This window comes from Streptomyces sp. NPDC046866 (genome assembly GCF_040704625.1).
Lineage (GTDB): Bacteria > Actinomycetota > Actinomycetes > Streptomycetales > Streptomycetaceae > Streptomyces.
In genome coordinates this window covers 1-18,742 of the sequence record NZ_JBEYXN010000039.1, presented here as the reverse complement: position 1 = coordinate 18,742, position 18,742 = coordinate 1, and the positions used below count along the sequence as shown (strand labels likewise).

Annotated in this window: 18 protein-coding genes; 3 read left to right on the top strand and 15 right to left on the bottom strand. The window is 72.7% G+C overall.

The features are described 5' to 3' along the window. Positions 1-105: 105 nt before the first annotated feature. From AB0953_RS33175 to AB0953_RS33145, 7 genes are all read right to left on the bottom strand, one after another. Positions 106-699, bottom strand: coding sequence for a TetR/AcrR family transcriptional regulator (locus tag AB0953_RS33175; RefSeq protein ID WP_366863303.1), 594 nt, complete (start codon positions 697-699; stop codon positions 106-108). 81 nt (positions 700-780) lie between these two features. Further along, positions 781-1,782 carry a porphobilinogen synthase gene (gene hemB, locus AB0953_RS33170; protein ID WP_366863302.1) on the bottom strand — a complete coding sequence of 334 codons (1,002 nt, stop codon included), beginning with the start codon at positions 1,780-1,782 and terminating at the stop codon, positions 781-783. 355 nt (positions 1,783-2,137) lie between these two features. Beyond that, complete coding sequence (locus AB0953_RS33165) at positions 2,138-3,814, bottom strand: bifunctional uroporphyrinogen-III C-methyltransferase/uroporphyrinogen-III synthase (protein ID WP_366863301.1); 1,677 nt, start codon at positions 3,812-3,814, stop codon at positions 2,138-2,140. Further along, complete coding sequence (gene hemC / locus AB0953_RS33160; RefSeq protein WP_366863300.1) at positions 3,811-4,779, bottom strand: hydroxymethylbilane synthase; 969 nt, start codon at positions 4,777-4,779, stop codon at positions 3,811-3,813. The genes AB0953_RS33165 and hemC overlap by 4 nt, the downstream gene beginning before the upstream one ends. Beyond that, the gene (locus tag AB0953_RS33155; protein ID WP_366863299.1) at positions 4,776-6,476 is read right to left on the bottom strand and encodes a glutamyl-tRNA reductase; all 1,701 of its coding nucleotides are present in this window, start codon (positions 6,474-6,476) and stop codon (positions 4,776-4,778) included. The genes hemC and AB0953_RS33155 overlap by 4 nt, the downstream gene beginning before the upstream one ends. Next, a complete protein-coding gene (locus tag AB0953_RS33150; RefSeq protein ID WP_366863298.1) occupies positions 6,473-7,309 on the bottom strand; it encodes a redox-sensing transcriptional repressor Rex in 837 nt (278 codons plus the stop codon). The genes AB0953_RS33155 and AB0953_RS33150 overlap by 4 nt, the downstream gene beginning before the upstream one ends. Positions 7,310-7,581: 272 nt before the next feature. Further along, positions 7,582-7,860 carry a glutaredoxin family protein gene (locus tag AB0953_RS33145; RefSeq protein ID WP_366863297.1) on the bottom strand — a complete coding sequence of 93 codons (279 nt, stop codon included), beginning with the start codon at positions 7,858-7,860 and terminating at the stop codon, positions 7,582-7,584. Between the two features lie 108 nt (positions 7,861-7,968). Here AB0953_RS33145 and AB0953_RS33140 point away from each other — a divergent pair, with 108 nt between their 5' ends. The 3 genes from AB0953_RS33140 to AB0953_RS33130 all read left to right on the top strand — a co-directional run bounded on the left by AB0953_RS33140 (position 7,969) and on the right by AB0953_RS33130 (position 11,677). After that, on the top strand, positions 7,969-8,967 hold the full coding sequence (locus tag AB0953_RS33140) for an HAD-IB family hydrolase (protein ID WP_366863296.1): 999 nt from the start codon (positions 7,969-7,971) through the stop codon (positions 8,965-8,967). A gap of 396 nt (positions 8,968-9,363) precedes the next feature. Further along, positions 9,364-10,158 (top strand): ECF subfamily RNA polymerase sigma factor, BldN family, encoded by a 795-nt coding sequence (locus AB0953_RS33135; protein ID WP_366863295.1) that lies wholly within the window; start codon positions 9,364-9,366, stop codon positions 10,156-10,158. 313 nt (positions 10,159-10,471) lie between these two features. Beyond that, the gene (locus AB0953_RS33130) at positions 10,472-11,677 is read left to right on the top strand and encodes a DUF5667 domain-containing protein (protein ID WP_366863294.1); all 1,206 of its coding nucleotides are present in this window, start codon (positions 10,472-10,474) and stop codon (positions 11,675-11,677) included. Between the two features lie 81 nt (positions 11,678-11,758). Here AB0953_RS33130 and AB0953_RS33125 read toward each other — a convergent pair whose 3' ends face one another. The 8 genes from AB0953_RS33125 to AB0953_RS33090 form a co-directional block, all read right to left on the bottom strand. After that, complete coding sequence (locus AB0953_RS33125; RefSeq protein WP_366863293.1) at positions 11,759-12,784, bottom strand: lysophospholipid acyltransferase family protein; 1,026 nt, start codon at positions 12,782-12,784, stop codon at positions 11,759-11,761. Next, positions 12,784-13,848, bottom strand: coding sequence for an NAD-dependent epimerase/dehydratase family protein (locus AB0953_RS33120; RefSeq protein ID WP_366863292.1), 1,065 nt, complete (start codon positions 13,846-13,848; stop codon positions 12,784-12,786). The genes AB0953_RS33125 and AB0953_RS33120 overlap by 1 nt, the downstream gene beginning before the upstream one ends. A gap of 101 nt (positions 13,849-13,949) precedes the next feature. After that, positions 13,950-14,048, bottom strand: coding sequence for an AURKAIP1/COX24 domain-containing protein (locus AB0953_RS33115; protein ID WP_003948845.1), 99 nt, complete (start codon positions 14,046-14,048; stop codon positions 13,950-13,952). Between the two features lie 161 nt (positions 14,049-14,209). Then, on the bottom strand, positions 14,210-14,419 hold the full coding sequence (locus AB0953_RS33110; protein ID WP_008738568.1) for a helix-turn-helix domain-containing protein: 210 nt from the start codon (positions 14,417-14,419) through the stop codon (positions 14,210-14,212). Between the two features lie 114 nt (positions 14,420-14,533). Then, positions 14,534-15,364 (bottom strand): phosphatase, encoded by an 831-nt coding sequence (locus tag AB0953_RS33105; RefSeq protein WP_366863328.1) that lies wholly within the window; start codon positions 15,362-15,364, stop codon positions 14,534-14,536. 125 nt (positions 15,365-15,489) lie between these two features. Next, positions 15,490-16,659 carry an acetoin utilization protein AcuC gene (locus tag AB0953_RS33100; protein WP_366863291.1) on the bottom strand — a complete coding sequence of 390 codons (1,170 nt, stop codon included), beginning with the start codon at positions 16,657-16,659 and terminating at the stop codon, positions 15,490-15,492. Next, positions 16,610-17,830, bottom strand: coding sequence for an MFS transporter (locus AB0953_RS33095; protein ID WP_366863290.1), 1,221 nt, complete (start codon positions 17,828-17,830; stop codon positions 16,610-16,612). Before AB0953_RS33095 ends, AB0953_RS33100 begins: the two co-directional genes overlap by 50 nt. Before the next feature lie 43 nt (positions 17,831-17,873). Then, on the bottom strand, positions 17,874-18,530 hold the full coding sequence (locus AB0953_RS33090; protein WP_366863289.1) for an HAD family hydrolase: 657 nt from the start codon (positions 18,528-18,530) through the stop codon (positions 17,874-17,876). Positions 18,531-18,742: the final 212 nt, after the last annotated feature.

Genomic DNA, 18,742 nt, shown 5'->3' with positions numbered 1-18,742 from the left:
TCCGCCTCCTCCCCCGGGGGAGGCGGGGGCTTCCGCATGCACTCCCGCCATTGTGGCCTGCCAAGGCGCCGACAGTGGAGCGAATTTCTAGAAAATTATTCAAAATCATTCCGGCTTGAGCGCACGCCAGATCACGTCCGGCAGGAGCCGCTCCGCCTGGTCGAGGTCCAGCTCGTACGTGCTGGACAGCCAGCGCCGGGCCGCCTCCGTCACCGGCCCCATGACCATGACCTCGACCAGGGGCCCGGGCAGCGGGACGATCTCGCCCTTCGCCATCCGCGCGCCCATCCAGCCGATGATCGCGGCCAGTTGCTCCTCCTTGGCCGCGCGGATCTCCTCGGCGTGCACGGCGAGGTAGCCGGAGTACGCCGAGGCGTGCAGGAAGAGCGCGGCGTCCCGCTCCTCCCGGGTGAACTTCAGGTAGGCGCCCACCAGCGCCTTCACCCCGGTACGGGCGGTGCGGGCCCGCGTGACGGCGGCCGTCAGCTCCGCGAAGAGCCGCCCCATGCACCGCGTGTACAGGGCGGCCGCCAGCCCGTCGAAGCTGCCGAAGTGGTGGTAGAGGCTCCCGAGGCTCACGCCGCTGGCAGCGGTGACGGCGTTGACGGTGAAGCCCTGTTGGCCGGATGCGGCGTACACGCGCAGGGCGGTGGCCAGGAGGAGTTCCACGGTGGCCTCGCCACGCTGCTGCTTCGCCATGCGGTCAGCGTAGAGCAGCACGAACCCGGCGGAACCGGCCGCTCCCGGCCGCGCCCCGGCCGCGTCCGGTCAAGGGGGGTGCTAGCGGGCCCGGTTGAGCCAGCCGGCGACCTCGGTGGCCCAGTACGTGAGGATGGTGTCCGCGCCGGCCCGCCGGATGCCGGTCAGCGTCTCCAGGATGGCCCGGTCCCGCTCCACCCAGCCCTTCTCCGCGGCCGCCTCGATCATCGCGTACTCGCCGGAGATCTGGTACGCGGCCACCGGCACGTCCACGGCCTGCGCGACCCGGTAGAGGATGTCCAGGTAGGGGCCGGCCGGCTTGACCATCACCATGTCGGCGCCCTCCTCCAGGTCGAGCGCCAGCTCGCGCAGCGACTCACGGGCGTTCGCCGGGTCCTGCTGGTACGTCTTGCGGTCGCCCTGGAGGCTGGAGGCGACGGCCTCGCGGAACGGCCCGTAGAACGCGGACGAATACTTCGCCGTGTAGGCGAGGATGGACACGTCCTCGTGCCCGGTCTCGTCGAGCGCGTCACGGATGACGCCGACCTGGCCGTCCATCATGCCGCTGGGGCCGACCACGTGGACGCCCGCGTCGGCCTGGACCTGGGCCATCTCGGCGTACCGCTCGAGGGTGGCGTCGTTGTCGACGCGCCCCTGCGCGTCGAGCACGCCACAGTGGCCGTGGTCGGTGTACTCGTCCAGACACAGGTCGGACATGATGACGAGGTCGTCGCCGACCTCCGCCTTCACGTCGCGGATGGCGACCTGCAGGATCCCGTCGGGCTCGGTGCCGGCCGTGCCGAGCGCGTCCTTGTTCTCGTCGGCCGGGACGCCGAACAGCATGATGCCGGCCACGCCCGCCTCGACGGCCTCCACGGCGGCCTTGCGGAGCGTGTCGCGGGTGTGCTGGACCACGCCCGGCATGGCCGAGATCGCCAGCGGCTCGGAGATCCCTTCCCGGACGAACGCCGGGAGGATCAGGTCCGAGGGGTGCAGCCGGGTCTCCGCGACCATCCGCCGCATGGCCGGGGTGGTGCGCAGCCGGCGGGGCCGCGAGCCGGGGAAGGATCCGTACGCGCTCATCTTTGGTCGCCTCTTCTCGACAGCAGTCCCCCCAGCCTAGGCCCTGGCCGGGCCCCAACCGGGAGCCGCCTGCACCCCGCCTCACTCGCCGGCGGGGCTCCACATCTCGGCTCCCGTCCCGCAGGCCCGCCACCATGCGAAGCCGGGTCCGGCAACTCCAGCCCCGCCGGCGTTTGAGGCGCGGGGTCTGGGGCGGAGCCCCAAGGAACCCTGCTCCGCCGGGCACCGGGCTCCGCCCGGACCCGCACCTCAAACGCGGCGAGGCTGAAATGGCCCACCCACCCCCCGCTTCGGGAGCGGGGGGTGGGGCTGAGATCGGCCCCGCTTCGCAAGCGGGGGCAAGGCCGGGGCCGGATCAGGTGGTGCGGCGGCGGCGGGCGCCCGGGCGGCGTTCGCTCGGGCGGGAGACCGACTCGCCGGCCTCCTTCGCGGCCTCGCGACGGGCCGCGCCGTACTCGGCCAGGGCCTCCGCGAGCTTGCTCACGCTCGGCTCGGGGGACAGGACGTCCACGCGGAGGCCGTGCTCCTCCGCCGTCTTGGCCGTGGCCGGGCCGATGCACGCGATCACCGTGACATTGTGCGGCTTGCCCGCGATGCCGACCAGGTTCCGGACCGTCGAGCTCGACGTGAACAGCACCGCGTCGAAGCCGCCGCCCTTGATCGCCTCGCGCGTGTCCGCCGGCGGCGGCGACGCCCGCACGGTCCGGTAGGCCGTGACGTCGTCGACCTCCCAGCCGAGCTCTATCAGGCCCGCGACCAGCGTCTCCGTCGCGATGTCGGCGCGCGGCAGGAAGACGCGGTCGATCGGGTCGAAGACCGGGTCGTACGGCGGCCAGTCCTCCAGCAGCCCGGCCGCGGACTGCTCACCGCTCGGGACGAGGTCCGGCTTCACGCCGAACTCCACCAGTGCCGCCGCCGTCTGCTCGCCCACCGCGGCGACCTTGATGCCCGCGAAGGCGCGGGCGTCGAGCCCGTACTCCTCGAACTTCTCGCGCACCGCCTTGACCGCGTTGACGGAGGTGAAGGCGATCCACTCGTACCGGCCCGTCACCAGGCCCTTGACCGCGCGCTCCATCTGCTGCGGCGTGCGCGGCGGCTCCACGGCGATGGTCGGCACCTCGTGCGGGACCGCGCCGTAGGAGCGCAGCTGGTCGGAGAGCGAGGCGGCCTGCTCCTTGGTGCGCGGCACGAGCACCCGCCACCCGAACAGCGGCTTCGACTCGAACCAGGCCAGCTCCTCGCGCCGCCCGGCCGCGGCCCCCTGCTCGCCGACCACGGCTATGACGGGGCGGGCGCCCTCGGGCGAGGGCAGGACCTTGCCCTGCTTGAAGACCTGGGCGATCGTCCCGAGCGTCGCGTTCCACGTGCGCTGCCGCGTCGTGGTACCGGCGACGGTCACCGTCAGCGGGGTGTCGGCGGCGCGCCCGGCCGCGACGAGCTCCGCGCACGCGCCCGGCACGGTCTCCAGCGTGGCGGAGACGACCACGACGCCCGTGCTCGCGCCGACCTCGCTCCAGCACCGTGCCGAAGCGGTCCGCGCGTCGACGAACCGGACGTCCGCGCCCTGCTCGCCGCGCAGCGGCACACCCGCGTACGCGGGCACGCCGACGGCGGTCGCGACACCCGGCACCACCTCGAAGGGGATGCCCTCGTTCGCGCAGACGAGCATCTCGGAGGCGGCGTTGCCGTCGAGCCCGGGGTCGCCGGTGACGGCACGCACGACCCGCCTGCCGGACCGCGCGGCCTCCATGACAAGATTGCTCGCATCCCGGATCACCGGAAGACCGGCGGCCGCTGACGCCTCGTCAGCGATCGTCAGCTGCGGCGTGTCCACTCCCGCACGCGCGTGCGTGCGTACGACCTCGAGCACCTCGGGCTCCGCGATCAGTACGTCCGCGGCGGCGAGCGCCTCGACGGCCCGCAGCGTCAGCAGACCCGGGTCACCGGGGCCGGCACCGAGGAAGGTGACGTGCCCGTGCCCGGTGGCGGCGACCGGAAGAGCGGAGGTGGTGGTCGGACGTGAGGGGTTCAAAGCGATCGCTCCCCCATCAGACCGGCCGCGCCCTTGGCCAGCATCTCGTCCGCGAGTTCGCGGCCGAGCGCCATGGCCTCGTCGTACGACTGGGGCACGGGACCGGTGGTGGACAGCTGCACGAGCGTCGCGCCGTCGAGGGTTCCGACGACGCCGCGCAGGCGCATTTCATTGACAGTCTGGCCGTCGGCCAGAAGATCGGCGAGCGCGCCCACGGGCGCACTGCAGCCGGCCTCCAGGGCGGCGAGCAGGGACCGCTCGGCGGTCACGGCGGCCCGGGTGTGCGGGTCGTCGAGCTGCCCGAGCGCCGCGACGAGGTCTTCGTCGGAGGCGGGGCACTCGACGGCCAGGGCGCCCTGGCCGGGAGCGGGCAGCACGTTGTCGACCGACAGGTGGTCGGTGACCTCGTCGCTGCGGCCGATCCGGTTCAGTCCGGCGGCGGCGAGCACGACGGCGTCGAGTTCGCCGTCGCGCACGTAGCCGATCCGGGTGTCGACGTTCCCCCGGATGGCGACGGTCTCGATGCGCTTGCCGAGGGCGCGCGCGTAGTGGTGCAGCTGCGCCGTGCGGCGCGGCGAACCGGTGCCGATGCGGGCGCCGTCGGGCAGCTGCTCGAAGGTCAGGCCGTCGCGGGCGACGAGCGCGTCGCGCGGGTCCTCGCGCAGCGGCATGGCCGCGATCACGAGCTCCTCGGGCTGCGCGGTCGGCAGGTCCTTCAGCGAGTGCACGGCGAAGTCGACCTCGCCGCGCAGCAGCGCCTCGCGCAGGGCGGTGACGAACACGCCGGTGCCGCCGATCTGCGCGAGGTTCTCGCGGGAGACGTCGCCGTAGGTGGTGATCTCCACGAGCTCGACGGGCCGGCCGGTGACGGCGCGGACCGCTTCGGCGACGTGCCCGGACTGGGACATCGCCAGCTTGCTGCGCCGCGTGCCGAGCCGGAGGGGCTGGTCGGAACGTGAATTCATGAGGCCCGTCCTGGGTCGTGGTCCTGGTCGGCCCGGCTGACGGAGGCCACCGTCTGCGGGTCGAGGTCGAAGAGTTCGCGCAGCGCCTCGGCGTAGCCGGCGCCGCCGGGCTCGCTGGCGAGCTGCTTGACGCGCACGGTGGGCGCGTGGAGCAGCTTGTCCACCACGCGCCGTACGGTCTGGGTGACCTCGGCGCGCTGCCGCTGGTCGAGTTCGGGCAGGCGGCCGTCGAGGCGGGCGACCTCCATGGCGACGACCTCGGCGGCCATCGCGCGCAGGGCGACGACGGTCGGCGTGATGTGGGCGGCGCGCTGGGCGGCGCCGAAGGCGGCCACCTCGTCGGCGACTATGCCGCGGACGGCGTCCACGTCGGCGGCCATCGGCGCGTCGGCGGAGGCCTCGGCGAGCGATTCGATGTCGACGAGGCGCACCCCGGGGATCCGGTGCGCGGCGGCGTCGATGTCGCGCGGCATGGCCAGGTCCAGCAGGGCCAGGCGTACGGGCGCGCCGTCGGCGCGGCCGCGGGCGCCGGCGGCGGTGTCCTTGCGGGGCTGCCGGTGGGCGGCGGCCTCGCCCTGGTCGGCCCAGGTGCCGTGCAGTTCGAGGGAGGTGGCGTCGACTCCGGTGAGCGCGGCGCGGCCCGCGGCCGCGGTGGCCGCGGAGGCCGGGACGTCGACGGGGCAGCCGTCACCGGCGGCGACGGCGGCGCTGATGGTCCGGGCGCCGCCGAGGTCGGCGAGGCGCCCGCCGGCGGCGGCGACCGCGGCGAGCCGGGCGACCACCTCGGGGTCGAGGTCGAGGGCGGGGCCGGCCGCGGGGTCGGCCGCGGCGGCTGCGGCAGCCGACTCCTCGGCGACCGCGCCGTCGACGGCCGCGGCGATCTCGTCGCCGGTGAGCACCAGTCCGGTGGCGCCCGTACAGGAGACGACGACGTCGACTCGTGTCAGCTCGTCCGCGACGCCGGCCATGGGGACGGCCCGTGCGGCCACCCCTGTGCCTGAGGCAACCAGAATCTCGACCAAACGGTCCGCGCGCTCCGCGGTCCGGTTCGCCACGACGACCTCGGCGACGCCGACGCGCGCCAGGGTGGCGGCGGCCAGTGAGGACATGGAGCCGGCGCCGATCACCAGCGCCCGCTTGCCCGCGGCCCAGGACTCCACCGGCTCGCGCCCGGCGGTCAGCTGCTCCAGGCCGAAGGTGACGAGCGACTGCCCGGCCCGGTCGATGCCGGTCTCGGAGTGCGCCCGCTTGCCGACGCGCAGGGCCTGCTGGAACAGGTCGTTGAGCAGCCGGCCGGCGGTGTGGAGCTCCTGGCCCAGGGCCAGGGTGTCCTTGATCTGGCCGAGGATCTGGCCCTCGCCGACGACCATCGAGTCCAGGCCGCAGGCCACCGAGAAGAGGTGGTGGACGGCGCGGTCCTCGTAGTGCACGTACAGATAGGGGGTGAGCTCCTCCAGGGCCACTCCGCTGTGCTGGGCCAGCAGCGTGGAGAGCTCGGCGACGCCGGCGTGGAACTTGTCCACGTCCGCGTACAGCTCGATGCGGTTGCACGTGGCGAGCACCGCCGCCTCCGTCGCCGGCTCGGCGGCGAGGGTGTCGTGCAGCAGCTTGACCTTGGCGTCCGCGGACAGGGAGGCGCGCTCCAGCACGCTGACCGGCGCGCTGCGGTGGCTCAGGCCTACGACGAGCAGGCTCATGCCGGCATCACCGCCGGGACGTCGCCCTCGGGGCCGTTCTTGCGGGGGCCGGCGGCCGGGGGCAGCACGGCGGCGGCCGGAGCCGCGCCGGCGCCCGCGCCCGCACCGGAGCCGGAGGCGGAGCCCTCGGGGGCGGCGGCCTCGCCGGAGCCCGCGGGCGCGCCGGTCTCCTCGCCGGCCTTGCGCTGCTCGTGGAAGGCCAGGATCTGCAGCTCGATCGACAGGTCGACCTTGCGCACGTCGACGCCGTCCGGGACGGACAGCACGGTCGGCGCGAAGTTCAGGATGGAGGTGACGCCCGCGGCGATCAGCCGCTCGCTGACCTGCTGGGCGGCGCCGGCCGGGGTGGCGATGACGCCGATGGAGACGCCGTTCTCCTCGATGATCTTCTCGAGGTCGTCGGTGTGCTGGACGGGCATGCCGGCGACGGGCTTGCCGGCCATGGCCGGGTCGGCGTCGATGAGGGCCGCGACGCGGAAGCCGCGGGAGGCGAAGCCGCCGTAGTTGGCGAGGGCCGCGCCGAGGTTGCCGATGCCGACAATGACGACGGGCCAGTCCTGGGTCAGGCCGAGCTCGCGGGAGATCTGGTAGACGAGGTACTCGACGTCGTAGCCGACGCCGCGGGTGCCGTAGGAGCCCAGGTAGGAGAAGTCCTTGCGGAGCTTGGCGGAGTTCACTCCGGCCGCCGCCGCGAGCTCCTCGGAGGACACCGTGGGGACCGAGCGCTCGGAGAGCGCGGTCAGGGCGCGCAAGTACAGCGGAAGCCTGGCGACGGTGGCCTCGGGGATACCTCGGCTGCGGGTCGCCGGTCGGTGAGTTCGGCCAGTTGCCACGATGCTCCTGCGGGATGAGCGGGGCTGTGGGCGGCCACTTGTCCCTGGACCGCCCCGTCGACAGCAGGCTATGTCTTTGTGAACGCGTGCACAAAGATTGTGTCCGCTTTGTCCGCGCAAAGTGATGGGGGTCACGCGGCCCGGGTGGTGGGGACGGGAACGCACAACACGCCGAACCCGTTCAAATCCCGTCGGGGGCAAAACGGTACACACTCCTCATCGATACGCCCCCGAGACCGCACAAAACGCCCATGATGGTAACCGGTCGGCGGTCAGCCCTCCAATGCCCGCCGCAGCCGGTCCGGGTTCACCCTCCAGAAGGTGTGCTGCTCGCCGTCGATCAGCACCACCGGGATCTGCTCCCAGTGCCGCCGGTAGAGCTCCTCGTCCTGCGTGATGTCCTTCTTCTCCCACGGTGTCCCGAGCTCGGCGCAGACCTCCGCGACGACCGCCTCGGCCTCCTCGCACAGGTGGCACCCCGGCTTGCCGACCAGCGTGACCATCCGCTCGCCGGGCAGCTTCTTTTCCTTACGACGCAGCAAAGGGCTCATGCCCACCATTCTCGCGCGCCGCCCCGTAACACCCAGGCACCGCAGAGTTCACGCCCCCGGCATCCCTTCGGTTCGGGAAGTCCCGAACACAGTGGCTATGCTCGCGTCATGGCCGCTCTGGGATGGCTCACCCCCCGTAGGCGCTCCGCGACCGCGCGGAGCGTGCTGGCAGGCGAGGCCTCGGCCGAGGCCGCCCGCAAGACCGCGCAGCGCCTCGAGGCACAGGCCGCGCCTCCGGCTGCGCCCACCTCCCCGGCCGCACCGGCCGAGCCGGCCGCGGCAGCCGCACCGGCGGAGCCCGCCGCACCCGCCGAGCCGGAGTTCCCGGTGGCCGGCGACGACCTCGCCGCCGCCTTCTTCGACCTCGACAACACCGTCATGCAGGGCGCGGCGATCTTCCACTTCGGCCGCGGCCTGTACAAGCGGGAGTTCTTCCGCCGCCGCGAGCTCGCCCGCTTCGCCTGGCAGCAGGCCTGGTTCCGGCTCGCCGGGGTCGAGGACCCCGAGCACATGCAGGACGCCCGCGACAGCGCCCTGTCCATCGTCAAGGGCCACAAGGTCAGCGAACTGATGGCCATCGGCGAGGAGATCTACGACGAGTACATGGCCGAGCGGATCTGGCCCGGCACCCGCGCCCTGGCCCAGGCCCACCTCGATGCCGGCCAGAAGGTCTGGCTCGTCACGGCCGCGCCCGTGGAGACGGCCACGATCATCGCGCGCCGGCTCGGCCTGACCGGGGCGCTGGGCACGGTCGCCGAGTCCGTCGACGGCGTCTACACCGGCCGCCTCGTCGGCGAGCCGCTCCACGGCCCCGCGAAGGCCGAGGCGGTGCGCGCGCTGGCGGCGGCCGAGAACCTCGACCTGGAGCGCTGCGCGGCGTACTCCGATTCGCACAACGACATTCCGATGCTGTCACTGGTCGGGCATCCCTACGCGATCAATCCCGACACAAAACTGCGCAGGCATGCCCGGGAGCACGACTGGCGGCTGCGCGACTATCGGACCGGGCGCAAGGCCGTGAAGGTGGGCGTCCCGGCGGCCGCCGGGGTCGGCGCGATCGCGGGCGGCGCGGCCGCCGCCATCGCCCTGCACCGCCGCCGCAAGTAGCTCCCGCCGTACGGCAGTCGGGCCGCCGCCTGCATCGCAGCAGGCCGGGGCCCCGGCGGCGCGCTGCGCGCCGTTCCGCGGCCGCCCCGCGGCGGACATTCCCTCAGCCTTACCCGCCGGCGCGGGAGGGCACGCACGCCTGCGCGACTCGGTCGCGAGCCACCGTGGAAGCGCCCATTCCGCGTCGCCAACCGATCAGTAAGCGATCACCAATTGCGACCGAATATGCCTTCGAGGCGCAACAGAAGTGTCGGAATCGGTGATTTGAGCAACTGGGTGTAGTGCTGCCTGTACGAAGCGTTATTCTCCTCAGACGCATGCCGCCGCCCATCTGTCGCCACGACGGGTGAACGGTCTCGCACTGCACGTGATGGAAGCTCTGCCTCTGGGAGTCCCGTGTACCCACCTGTCGGGGTTGACGCCTCGGGCCTGGCTACGCTGCGCGCAACGGTCCTCGACCACCTGCGCGGCTTCGTCCCCACCGCGTACGCCGTCCCCGCCCTCGCCGCCGGCCTCGGCCCGGCCGGTCCTTGCTATGCCCTGACCGACGGCGGGGCGACGGTGGGCAGACGCGGTCGCGCAGGCGGCGGAACCGCCACCGGCACGAGCGCACCGGCCGCGCGCCGCCCCACCGCGGACAGCGACCAGGCCCGCATGATGGACCTGGTCGAACGGGCGCAGGCCGGCGAGGCCGAGGCCTTCGGCCGGCTCTACGACCAGTACAGCGACACGGTCTACCGCTACATCTACTACCGCGTCGGCGGCAAGGCGACCGCGGAGGACCTCACCAGCGAGACCTTCCTGCGCGCCCTGCGCCGCATCTCCACCTTCACCTGGCAGGGCCGCGACTTCGGCGCCTGGCTCGTGACGATCGCCCGCAACCTGGTCGCCGACCACTTCAAGTCCAGCCGCTTCCGCCTGGAGGTGACCACGGGCGAGATGCTGGACGCCAACGAGGTGGAACGGTCCCCCGAGGACTCGGTCCTGGAGTCGCTCTCCAACGCGGCCCTGCTGGAGGCCGTGCGCAAGCTGAACCCCCAGCAGCAGGAGTGCGTGACCCTGCGCTTCCTGCAGGGGCTGTCGGTCGCCGAGACGGCCCGGGTGATGGGCAAGAACGAGGGCGCCATCAAGACCCTCCAGTACCGGGCGGTCCGCACCCTGGCCCGCCTGCTGCCGGAAGACGCCCGCTGAACCCCGCCCCCTGCGCACCTCCCCCGCCGCGGCCCCCGTCCCCGCCCGCCTCCTCCCGCCTCCCTGGTGCCCCCTCCCCCCACCCCTCCCGACCGCTCACCATCCACACAACCGGTGACCCCTCGATGACGCTGTGGTCCGATCATCCTTCGTCCGTAACCCAACTGCCGCGCCGCTCGTTGTGCGGGATGCAGGCTCCCTGTGGACAAGCCCTGCCCGAAGCCGCTCACTCGAAAGGGTGGATGTGCTCAAGGAAGGCAACCTTCCGGACACCTTGGGGAGTCGATCGTCATGACGAGAGGAGGTGCCGCCAGTGATCGCGAACGTGACTCCGCACCGGCGGGCGAACGCCTTCGCCCAGGCCCTGGAGGATCGGAACCCATCCGACCTTTCCGAACCGGACCCGGCGGCCGAGCAGTCCGAGGCACCTGCCGAACCTGCCGACCACGAACGGTTGTTGGCCCTGGCGAGCGTGCTCGGCGAGCTGCCGCGCCCGGAGCTGGACCCCGAGGTCAAAGTGGTGCAACGAGCCCAGCTCGTGGCCGCCATGGAGGCCATGGTGATGGAGGAGAGGGCCGGAGGCGGTGCCGCCTCGGACCCTCAGGTGCCCGAGCAGCGGGCCGGCCGCGGCGCCCACCGGGCGACCCCGCTCCGGAAATTGCGGCCCCGCTCCCGCTGGTCCAAGGGCATCGCAGCGGGCGGCCTCACCGTGGGTGTGGCCGCCGGGGCCTTCAGCGGAGTGGCCGCTGCCAGCACCGACGCCCTGCCCGGTGACACCCTCTACCCCGTCAAACGGGGCATGGAGGACCTCAAGCTCGGGCTGGCCGACGAGGACGCCGACCGCGGCGAGCTCTACCTCGACCAGGCGTCCAACCGCCTGTTCGAGGCGCGCCGGCTGATGGAGCGCGGCCGCACCGGCCACCTGGACCACGAATCGCTCACCGCGATCCGCCGCGCCCTCGACGGCATGCGGCACGACGCCGCCGAAGGCCACCGGCTGCTCCAGGCGGCGTACGAGAAGGACGGCTCGCTCGGCCCGATCCAGGCGCTGTCCACGTTCTCCCGCTCCCACCGCGACGCCTGGGGACAGCTCCGCCAGAAGCTGCCCGCCCAGCTCACCGACGTGGGCGGACAGGTCGAGTCGGTGTTCCAGGCCATAGACGATGACGTGGCGCCCCTGCAGGCCCTGCTCCCCAAGGCCCCGGAGCAGAGCCGCGGATCGGGCACGCCGGCCAAGCCGAGCGCGCCCTCCGGGACGCAGCAGTCCGCACCGGGCCAGGGCGCGCCCGCGCCCGCGGCCAGCCAGCCCCCGGCCGCACCGTCCACGTCCGGCGGCAAGCCCTCGCAGGCCCCGGGCGGCCTCCTCGGCGGCACCGGCGACCTCCTGCACCCGCCCGCGGGCCAGGACACCACGGCGCCGGCGGCTTCCCCGGGCCTGCCGGAGCCGGAGATCACCCTGCCGCCCCTGCTCCCGGGCCTCCTCCCGGGCCTCGGCCTCAAGGCGGAGGACGCCGACTAGGGCAGGGCGCAGAGGAGGTGCCCGGCCCCCGCGGGGGCCGGGCACCTCGTCGTATCCGGTCGGCCCGTCAGAAGAAGCCCGTCAGAAGAAGACGGACCTGCGCTGCACCAGCAGCTTGTAGAGGGTGTGCTGGATCTGCTCGCGCACCTCGTCCGTCAGGTTGAACATCAGCATCGGGTCCTCCGCGGCCTCCGGCGGATACCCGTCCGTCGCGATCGGCTCCCCGAACTGGATCGTCCACTTCGTCGGCAGCGGTACGGCCCCCAGCGGGCCGAGCCAGGGGAACGTCGGCGTCAGCGGGAAGTAGGGGATCCCCAGCAGCCGAGCGAGCGTCTTCGCGTTGCCGACCATCGGGTAGATCTCCTCCGCGCCGACGATCGAGCACGGCACGATCGGCGTGCCCGCCCGCAGCGCCGTCGACACGAAGCCGCCGCGCCCGAACCGCTGGAGCTTGTACCGGTCTCCGAACGGCTTCCCTATCCCCTTGAAGCCCTCCGGCATGACCCCGACCAGCTCGCCGGCCTCCAGCAGCCGCTGCGCGTCCTCCGAACAGGCCAGCGTGTGCCCGGCCTTGCGGGCCAGCTCGTTGACCACCGGCAGCATGAACACCAGGTCCGCGGCCAGCAGCCGCAGGTGCCGCTGCGCCGGGTGGTGGTCGTGGACCGCCACCTGCATCATCAGCCCGTCCAGGGGCAGCGTCCCGGAGTGGTTCGCCACGATCAGCGCCCCGCCCTCGGCCGGGATGTTCTCGATGCCCTTGACCTCGACCCGGAAGTACTTGTCGAACAGCGGCCGCAGCAAGGACATCAGGACCTGGTCCGTGAGCTCCTTGTCGTAGCCGAACTCGTCGACCTCGTACTCCCCGGTGATGCGGCGCCGCAGGAACGCCAGACCGCCCGCGATCCGCCGGTCCCAGGCGGGCCTGCCGGCGCCCGCGGCGCGGCCGCCGTCCGCGCCGTCCGCGGCCGCCTCCCGGTCCGCCTCGGCGGCCTGCTCCTCCGCGTCCGGAGCAGGCGCCGGCGCGGGCACCGCCCGCACCCTGCGCACCCCCGGGACCCGCCGGCGCGGCCGGTCCTCGTCGAACGGAATGACCTTGGCGTCCGCCACTATCGCTGCGCTCCCTCTTCGGCTCCGGCAACCCCGACGTCCAACAGCCCCGCCACCCGGTCCACGGCCCGCGCCGCCCGCTCCGGAGGCAGCAGCCCGCCGCCCCGGCCGCGCGCGAAATCGGCGAAGGTCTCCGCGGTGGTGTACATCGGCTTGAATCCCAGCACTTCCCGCATCTGCGTGGTCTCCACGACCCGCCCGTGCGTGAGAAGTCTGATCTGCTCGGGTGAGAACTCCGTCACCCCCACCGCCCGCAGCGCCGCCCCCACCCACGTCACCGCGGGCAGCACCAGCGGCACCGTCGGCCGGCCCAGTCGGCGCGCGCACTGCGAGAGCAGCAGCACGCCGTCCCCGGCGATGTTGAAGGTGCCGCTGTTGAGGGTGCCGCGGCGCGGCTCCTGCGCGGCCAGGCGCAGCACTTCGAGGACGTCCTCCTCGTGGACGAACTGCAGCCGCGGGTCGAAGCCGATCACCGTCGGCAGGACCGGCATCGAGAAGTACTCGGCGAGCGCGGAGTCCGCGTACGGGCCCAGGATGTTCGCGAAGCGCAGCACGCACACGGCCACGTCGGGCCGCCGGCGCGCGAACCCCCGTACGTACGACTCGACCTCGGCGGCGTCCTTGCCGAAGCCGCCCGGCGGCAGGGACTTCGGCTGGGTGGTCTCGGTGAAGACGGCCGGATCCCGCGGGGCGCCCCCGTACACGCTCGTACTGGACTTCACCACCAGCCGCTGGACCGTCGGCGACTTCTGGCAGGCGCCGAGGAGCTGCATCGTCCCGATGACGTTGGTCTCCTTCACGGCGCTGCCCATGCCGCCCGTCCCGGCGCTGCCTCCGGTGACGGCCAGGTGGACGACCGTGTCCACGGCGTGCTCGGCGAGCACGCGGGCGATGGAGACCTGCCTGATGTCGGTCCGCACGAACTCGGCCGATCCGAGGGGGCGCGTGGGCTCCACCGCGTCCACCGCAATCACCCGTTCGACGTCCGGGTCCCGCTGCACGCGCCGCACGAAGCGGCCCCCCAGCTGCCGGGCTGCCCCGGTCACGAGCACGACCTTCCCCACGAGCTCAGCGCCTTCCTCGTCGTCCCCCGCCTGGTCCGGCTACACCGCAGCCCCTCCACCAGAATGGTGGAGGGGCTGCGGAGAACACGTACAGCTGCCGTTTACTTCTTGTTACGACGCTGGACGCGGGTGCGCTTGAGCAGCTTGCGGTGCTTCTTCTTAGCCATCCGCTTGCGCCGCTTCTTGATAACAGAGCCCACGACTACCCTCGCTCACTTCTCGGAACATCCCCGCGCCAGCGGGGATCGGTGCGGGGCGTCTGGGCCCACACGACCTACGTCGGCCTAGCCTACCCGCCCGAGCTCCGAGCTTGTAATCCGAGTGGATCGAACGTGACCCAAAGGTGTCGCGGGCGTCAGTCTCAGGCCGACTCCACCCCCACATACGACTCTCGGAGGTACTCGTGGACCGCGTTCTCGGGGACCCGGAAGGACCGGCCCACCCGGATCGCGGGCAGATGACCGTTGTGCACCAGGCGGTACACGGTCATCTTCGACACTCGCATCACCGAGGCGACCTCCGCCACGGTCAGGAACTGAACCTCACTGAGAGGCCTCTCGCCAGCAGCCATGACACACCTTGACCTTCCGTGCATGACGGGCACCGGCTTCCCCTCCGGTTACTCCTCGTCGTCGCACGCTCACTCACCAGATTAGGGGCGTGTGATACGAGTGGGGAAGAGGAGCTACGGCCACTCCTGCGCGCCCGGCAGGCTCGCCCGGTCCAGTACATACCGTGCGAGCGGTCGGTAGTAGTCCGCCGACACCGCATCATCAAGCGGAACGGCGACCGCGATTCTCCCTTCGGCCTCCCCGACGAACAGGGCCGGGTCGTCCGTATCCCCGAGGCCGATCGCCTCCACACCAAGCTGACCTGCGCCGCAGACCCAGCCATGGTCCCCCACCACCAATTCCGGCAGCGGGCCTCCGGCGTCCGCGAGGGCCCCGAGCGCCATCCGAACCGGCAGCGGTGAATGGGAGTGCGCGCCGGTGGCACTCCCTTCAGGCCACGCGCCGGGTTCCCGCACCAGCGCGACCCCCCGTACGTAATCGAGGCAGTGCGTGCGTACCCCGAACCGGGTCGCCATGTCGACTCTTGCCCCCTGCGCCGGAGTGAGGACGACACAGCCGGCCGCTGACAGGGCCCGGGCCAAACTGGCGTAGAACTGCAGGAGACGGTGGGGGTGCCCCGTGCCGAACAACACGGGCGAACGCGCTCCGGCCGCCGCGCGCAGCCGCTCCGCGAAGGCCTGAAGGGCGGCCACCGTCCGCTCCGGATCGATCACGTCCGAGCCGCTGACCTGCCCGGGATCCCCCGAGACCCCGCACTTGTCCGCCATCAGCCCCAGCAGGCCACGCTCGTCCCATGCCCCCTCCGGCTCGAGCCCCAGCAGCACCCGCGGGTCGCGCGCCGCGAACAGCCGGTAGCTGCGCAGGCTCTCCTCCCGGGTCGTCGCGATCGGCCCGGCGAGGCGGGCGGCCAGCAGATGCGCACGCAGCGCGCCGGTGCTCAACACGCCTTCGATGCTGCCGCAACGCTTGTGCCGGATCACCGATTACGGGGAACGGCCCCACCGTTGGCGTAACGATGCTGCACCGCGCCCGCACCTCCGGGGCGACTTCGCCCCACCCGCTCTAACCGCTACGTGAGCATGCCGCGCAGCGGGAACACCGCCCGCCGGGTCGCGAGCACGGCCTGGTCGATCCGGTCGGCCGGGTCGTAACCCGCCTCCCAGTCCCGCCAGGAGACCTCCCGGCCGTCCGTCATCCGCGCCGGCGCCAGCTGCCGCGTCCGCGCGTACACCTCGTCCCGCCAGGACGCCGGCAGCGCCGACTCCGGGTCCACGGGCCGGTGCGCGGCGATGCCCACCAGGTGGCTCCACGAGCGCGGGACCACGTCCACGACCGCGTACCCGCCGCCGCCGAGCGCCAGCCACCTGCCGTCCGCGTACGTGTGGGCCAGGCGGTGGCAGGACTCCTGCACCGCCCGCTGAGCGTCCAGCGAGACCGCCAGGTGCGCGAGCGGGTCCTCGAAGTGCGTGTCCGCCCCGTGCTGGGTCACCAGCACCTGCGGCCGGAACTCCTCCAGCAGCTCGGGCACCGTGGCGTGGAACGCGCGCAGCCAGCCCTCGTCTCCGGTCCCGGCGGGCAGCGCCACGTTCACCGCCGAGCCCTCGGCAGCCGGCCCGCCCGTCTCCTGCGGCCAGCCGGTCTGCGGGAACAGGGTGCTGGGGTGCTCGTGCAGCGAGACCGTCAGCACCCTCGGGTCGTCCCAGAACGCCGCCTGCACACCGTCGCCGTGGTGCACGTCCACGTCCACGTACGCGACCCGCTCGGCGCCCAGCTCCAACAGCCGGGCCACCGCGAGGGCAGCGTCGTTGTACACGCAGAACCCGGAGGCCCCGCCCGGCATCGCGTGGTGCAGGCCGCCCGCGAAGTTCACCGCGTGCTCGGCCTCGCCCCGCCAGATCGCCTCGGCCGCCGCCACCGACTGCCCGGCGATCAGCGCGGACGCCTCGTGCATGCCGTGGAACGCCGGATCGTCCATGGTCCCCAGCCCGTACGAGCCGTCGGCGGTCCCGGGGTCCGCGGAGACCGCGCGGACCGCGGCCACGTAGTCCTCCCGGTGGACGAGCCGCAGGGTCGAGTCCCCCGCCGGCGGGGCCGCCCGCAGCTCGACCTCCCGGTCCAGCCCGAAGGCGCGCACCAGGCCCATGGTCAGCGCCAGGCGCACCGGGTCCATGGGGTGACCCGGTCCGAAGTCATAGCCCGTTACTGCCTCGTCCCACATCAACAACGCGCGGCGGCTCATGCCGCACACGGTAGCGGGCGCCGTCGCCCCCGAACGAACGGGCATGGACCAGGGTCACCAGGACCAGCGCCATCGGCACCAGCATGGCCCCCCGGTAGCTCCAGGCGTCGCCGAGCCCGCCGACGAGCGGCGAACCGACCAGGAAGCCGACGTAGTTGAAGATGTTGAGCCGGGCGACGGCCGTGTCGGAGGATCCCGGGAACAGCCGGCCCGCGGCCGCGAAGGTCTGCGGCACGATCACGCACAGCCCGAGCCCGAGCAGCGTGAACCCGGCCATGCCGGCCCACGCCCCGGGCGCGACGGCCACGACCCCGAACCCGCCGGCCGCCAGGACCGCCCCCGCGCGCACCACGGCCACGGCACCGAACCGCCGCACCCCGAGGTCGCCCACGGCCCGCCCGATCAGCGTGGTCACCATGTACAGGTTGTAGGGGACGGTCGCCAGCTGCTCGGAACTGCCGAGCACGTCCTGGAGGTACTTGGCGCTCCAGTTGGAGACGGTCGAGTCCCCGATGTACGCACACGCCATCACCAGGCACAGCGGCAGCAGCATCCGGAACCCGCCGGCGCCGAGGCCGGCGGCGTCGGCGGGAGCACCCTCCTCCCCGCGGGAGGAGACGTAGAACCGACTCCCTGCGAGGGCGAGCGGCAGCAGCAGGGCCACGGCGGGCAGGTAGGAGGCGAACAACTCCAGGCGCCAGTGGGCCCCGGCCCAGGCGGCGGAGGCACCGACGATCCCGCCGAGGCTGTACGCGGCGTGGAAGCCCAGCATGATGGACCGCCCGTACGCCTGCTGCAGGCTGACGCCGAGCATGTTCATGGAGGCGTCCAACGCCCCCACGGCCAGCCCGAACACCCCGAGCGCCGCGGCCACGTGCCACATCCGCGTGCCGGCGCCCACGCCGAGCAGCGCGAGCAGCACCACCGGCTGCGCCCACCGCAGGACGACCGCGGGCGGGACCCGCCTGACGAGGTGCTCGGTGGCGACGCTGGCCGCCCCCGCCAGTACCGGCACGGCCGCGAGGAAGGCGGGCAGCAGCCCGTCGGATATCCCGTACCGGTCCTGGATGGCGGGGATCCGCGTCACGAGCAGCGCGAAGGTCACGCCCTGCACGAAGAAGCCGAACCCCAGTGCGCCCCGCCCGCGCCGCAGCCGCAGATCGTCTGTCATGGCGGCACAGCGTAGGGCCGCCATCTACCGGTGGGTAGATGGATCACAACCCCAATTCGGCGAGCAGGCCGGGAAGTTCCTTCATGTCGTCGAACAGCGCCGTGGCCCCGGCCAGCCGCTCGGGCGGCGTCATCGCCGTGTACCCGAGCACGGTCATCCCGGCGGCGAGCGCGGCCTGCACCCCGAGGCCGCTGTCCTCGATGACGACACACCGCTCCGGCGGGGCCGCCATCACCCGGCCCGCGTGGTGGAAGAGATCCGGGGCGGGCTTCCCCTTCCGGACGTCCTCGGCACTGAAGAGGGTGGCGTCGTCGAAGAACGAATCCAGCCCGGCCACCCGGTGCCCGACCCGGATCCGCTCATGGCTCCCGGAAGAGGCCACGCAGTACCGCACACCGCGGCCGCGCAGCCCCTCCAACACCTCCCGCGCGCCGCTCACGGCATTCAACTCCCTCTCGAAGGCGGCGAACACCCGCGCCTGGAAGGCCCGGTCGAAGTCCGCGGGCAGCCGCTGCCCACTCCGCGCCAGCACGGTGTCGTGCACCCGGTGCAGTGCGGCCCCCATGTAGTCCCGCACGGACTCCTCGTAGGTGGTGGGGTGCCCCAGCTCGGTCAGGTACTCGGCCAGGATGGCGTTGGATATCGGCTCACTGTCCACCAGGACGCCGTCGTTGTCGAAGATGACCAGCTCGTATCCCATGCCGCAAACCTAAACTCCACCCGGCCCTCTGGATACATCCCGCTGTACGTCGTGGTGGACCCGCGCAGGGACAAGAAGACCGTCACGGTGCACAGTCGAATGGTAAGGCCGGTTGGGCCGTAAACGCAGAAAAGCCCCGCACCAGAAGGTGCGGGGCTTTCCCACAATGATTGTTCGGCGGCGTCCTACTCTCCCACAGGGTCCCCCCTGCA

What these genes read in the sequence shown, in the direction of transcription:
- AB0953_RS33145 (WP_366863297.1), bottom strand. Translation starts at nt 7,860, where the DNA reads ATGAGCCCTTTGCTGCGTCGTAAGGAAAAGAAGCTGCCCGGCGAGCGG.
- AB0953_RS33175 (WP_366863303.1), bottom strand. Translation starts at nt 699, where the DNA reads ATGGCGAAGCAGCAGCGTGGCGAGGCCACCGTGGAACTCCTCCTGGCC.
- AB0953_RS33100 (WP_366863291.1), bottom strand. Translation starts at nt 16,659, where the DNA reads ATGAGCCGCCGCGCGTTGTTGATGTGGGACGAGGCAGTAACGGGCTAT.
- hemB (WP_366863302.1), bottom strand. Translation starts at nt 1,782, where the DNA reads ATGAGCGCGTACGGATCCTTCCCCGGCTCGCGGCCCCGCCGGCTGCGC.
- AB0953_RS33095 (WP_366863290.1), bottom strand. Translation starts at nt 17,830, where the DNA reads ATGACAGACGATCTGCGGCTGCGGCGCGGGCGGGGCGCACTGGGGTTC.
- AB0953_RS33140 (WP_366863296.1), top strand. Translation starts at nt 7,969, where the DNA reads ATGGCCGCTCTGGGATGGCTCACCCCCCGTAGGCGCTCCGCGACCGCG.
- hemC (WP_366863300.1), bottom strand. Translation starts at nt 4,779, where the DNA reads ATGAATTCACGTTCCGACCAGCCCCTCCGGCTCGGCACGCGGCGCAGC.
- AB0953_RS33110 (WP_008738568.1), bottom strand. Translation starts at nt 14,419, where the DNA reads ATGGCTGCTGGCGAGAGGCCTCTCAGTGAGGTTCAGTTCCTGACCGTG.
- AB0953_RS33155 (WP_366863299.1), bottom strand. Translation starts at nt 6,476, where the DNA reads ATGAGCCTGCTCGTCGTAGGCCTGAGCCACCGCAGCGCGCCGGTCAGC.
- AB0953_RS33090 (WP_366863289.1), bottom strand. Translation starts at nt 18,530, where the DNA reads ATGGGATACGAGCTGGTCATCTTCGACAACGACGGCGTCCTGGTGGAC.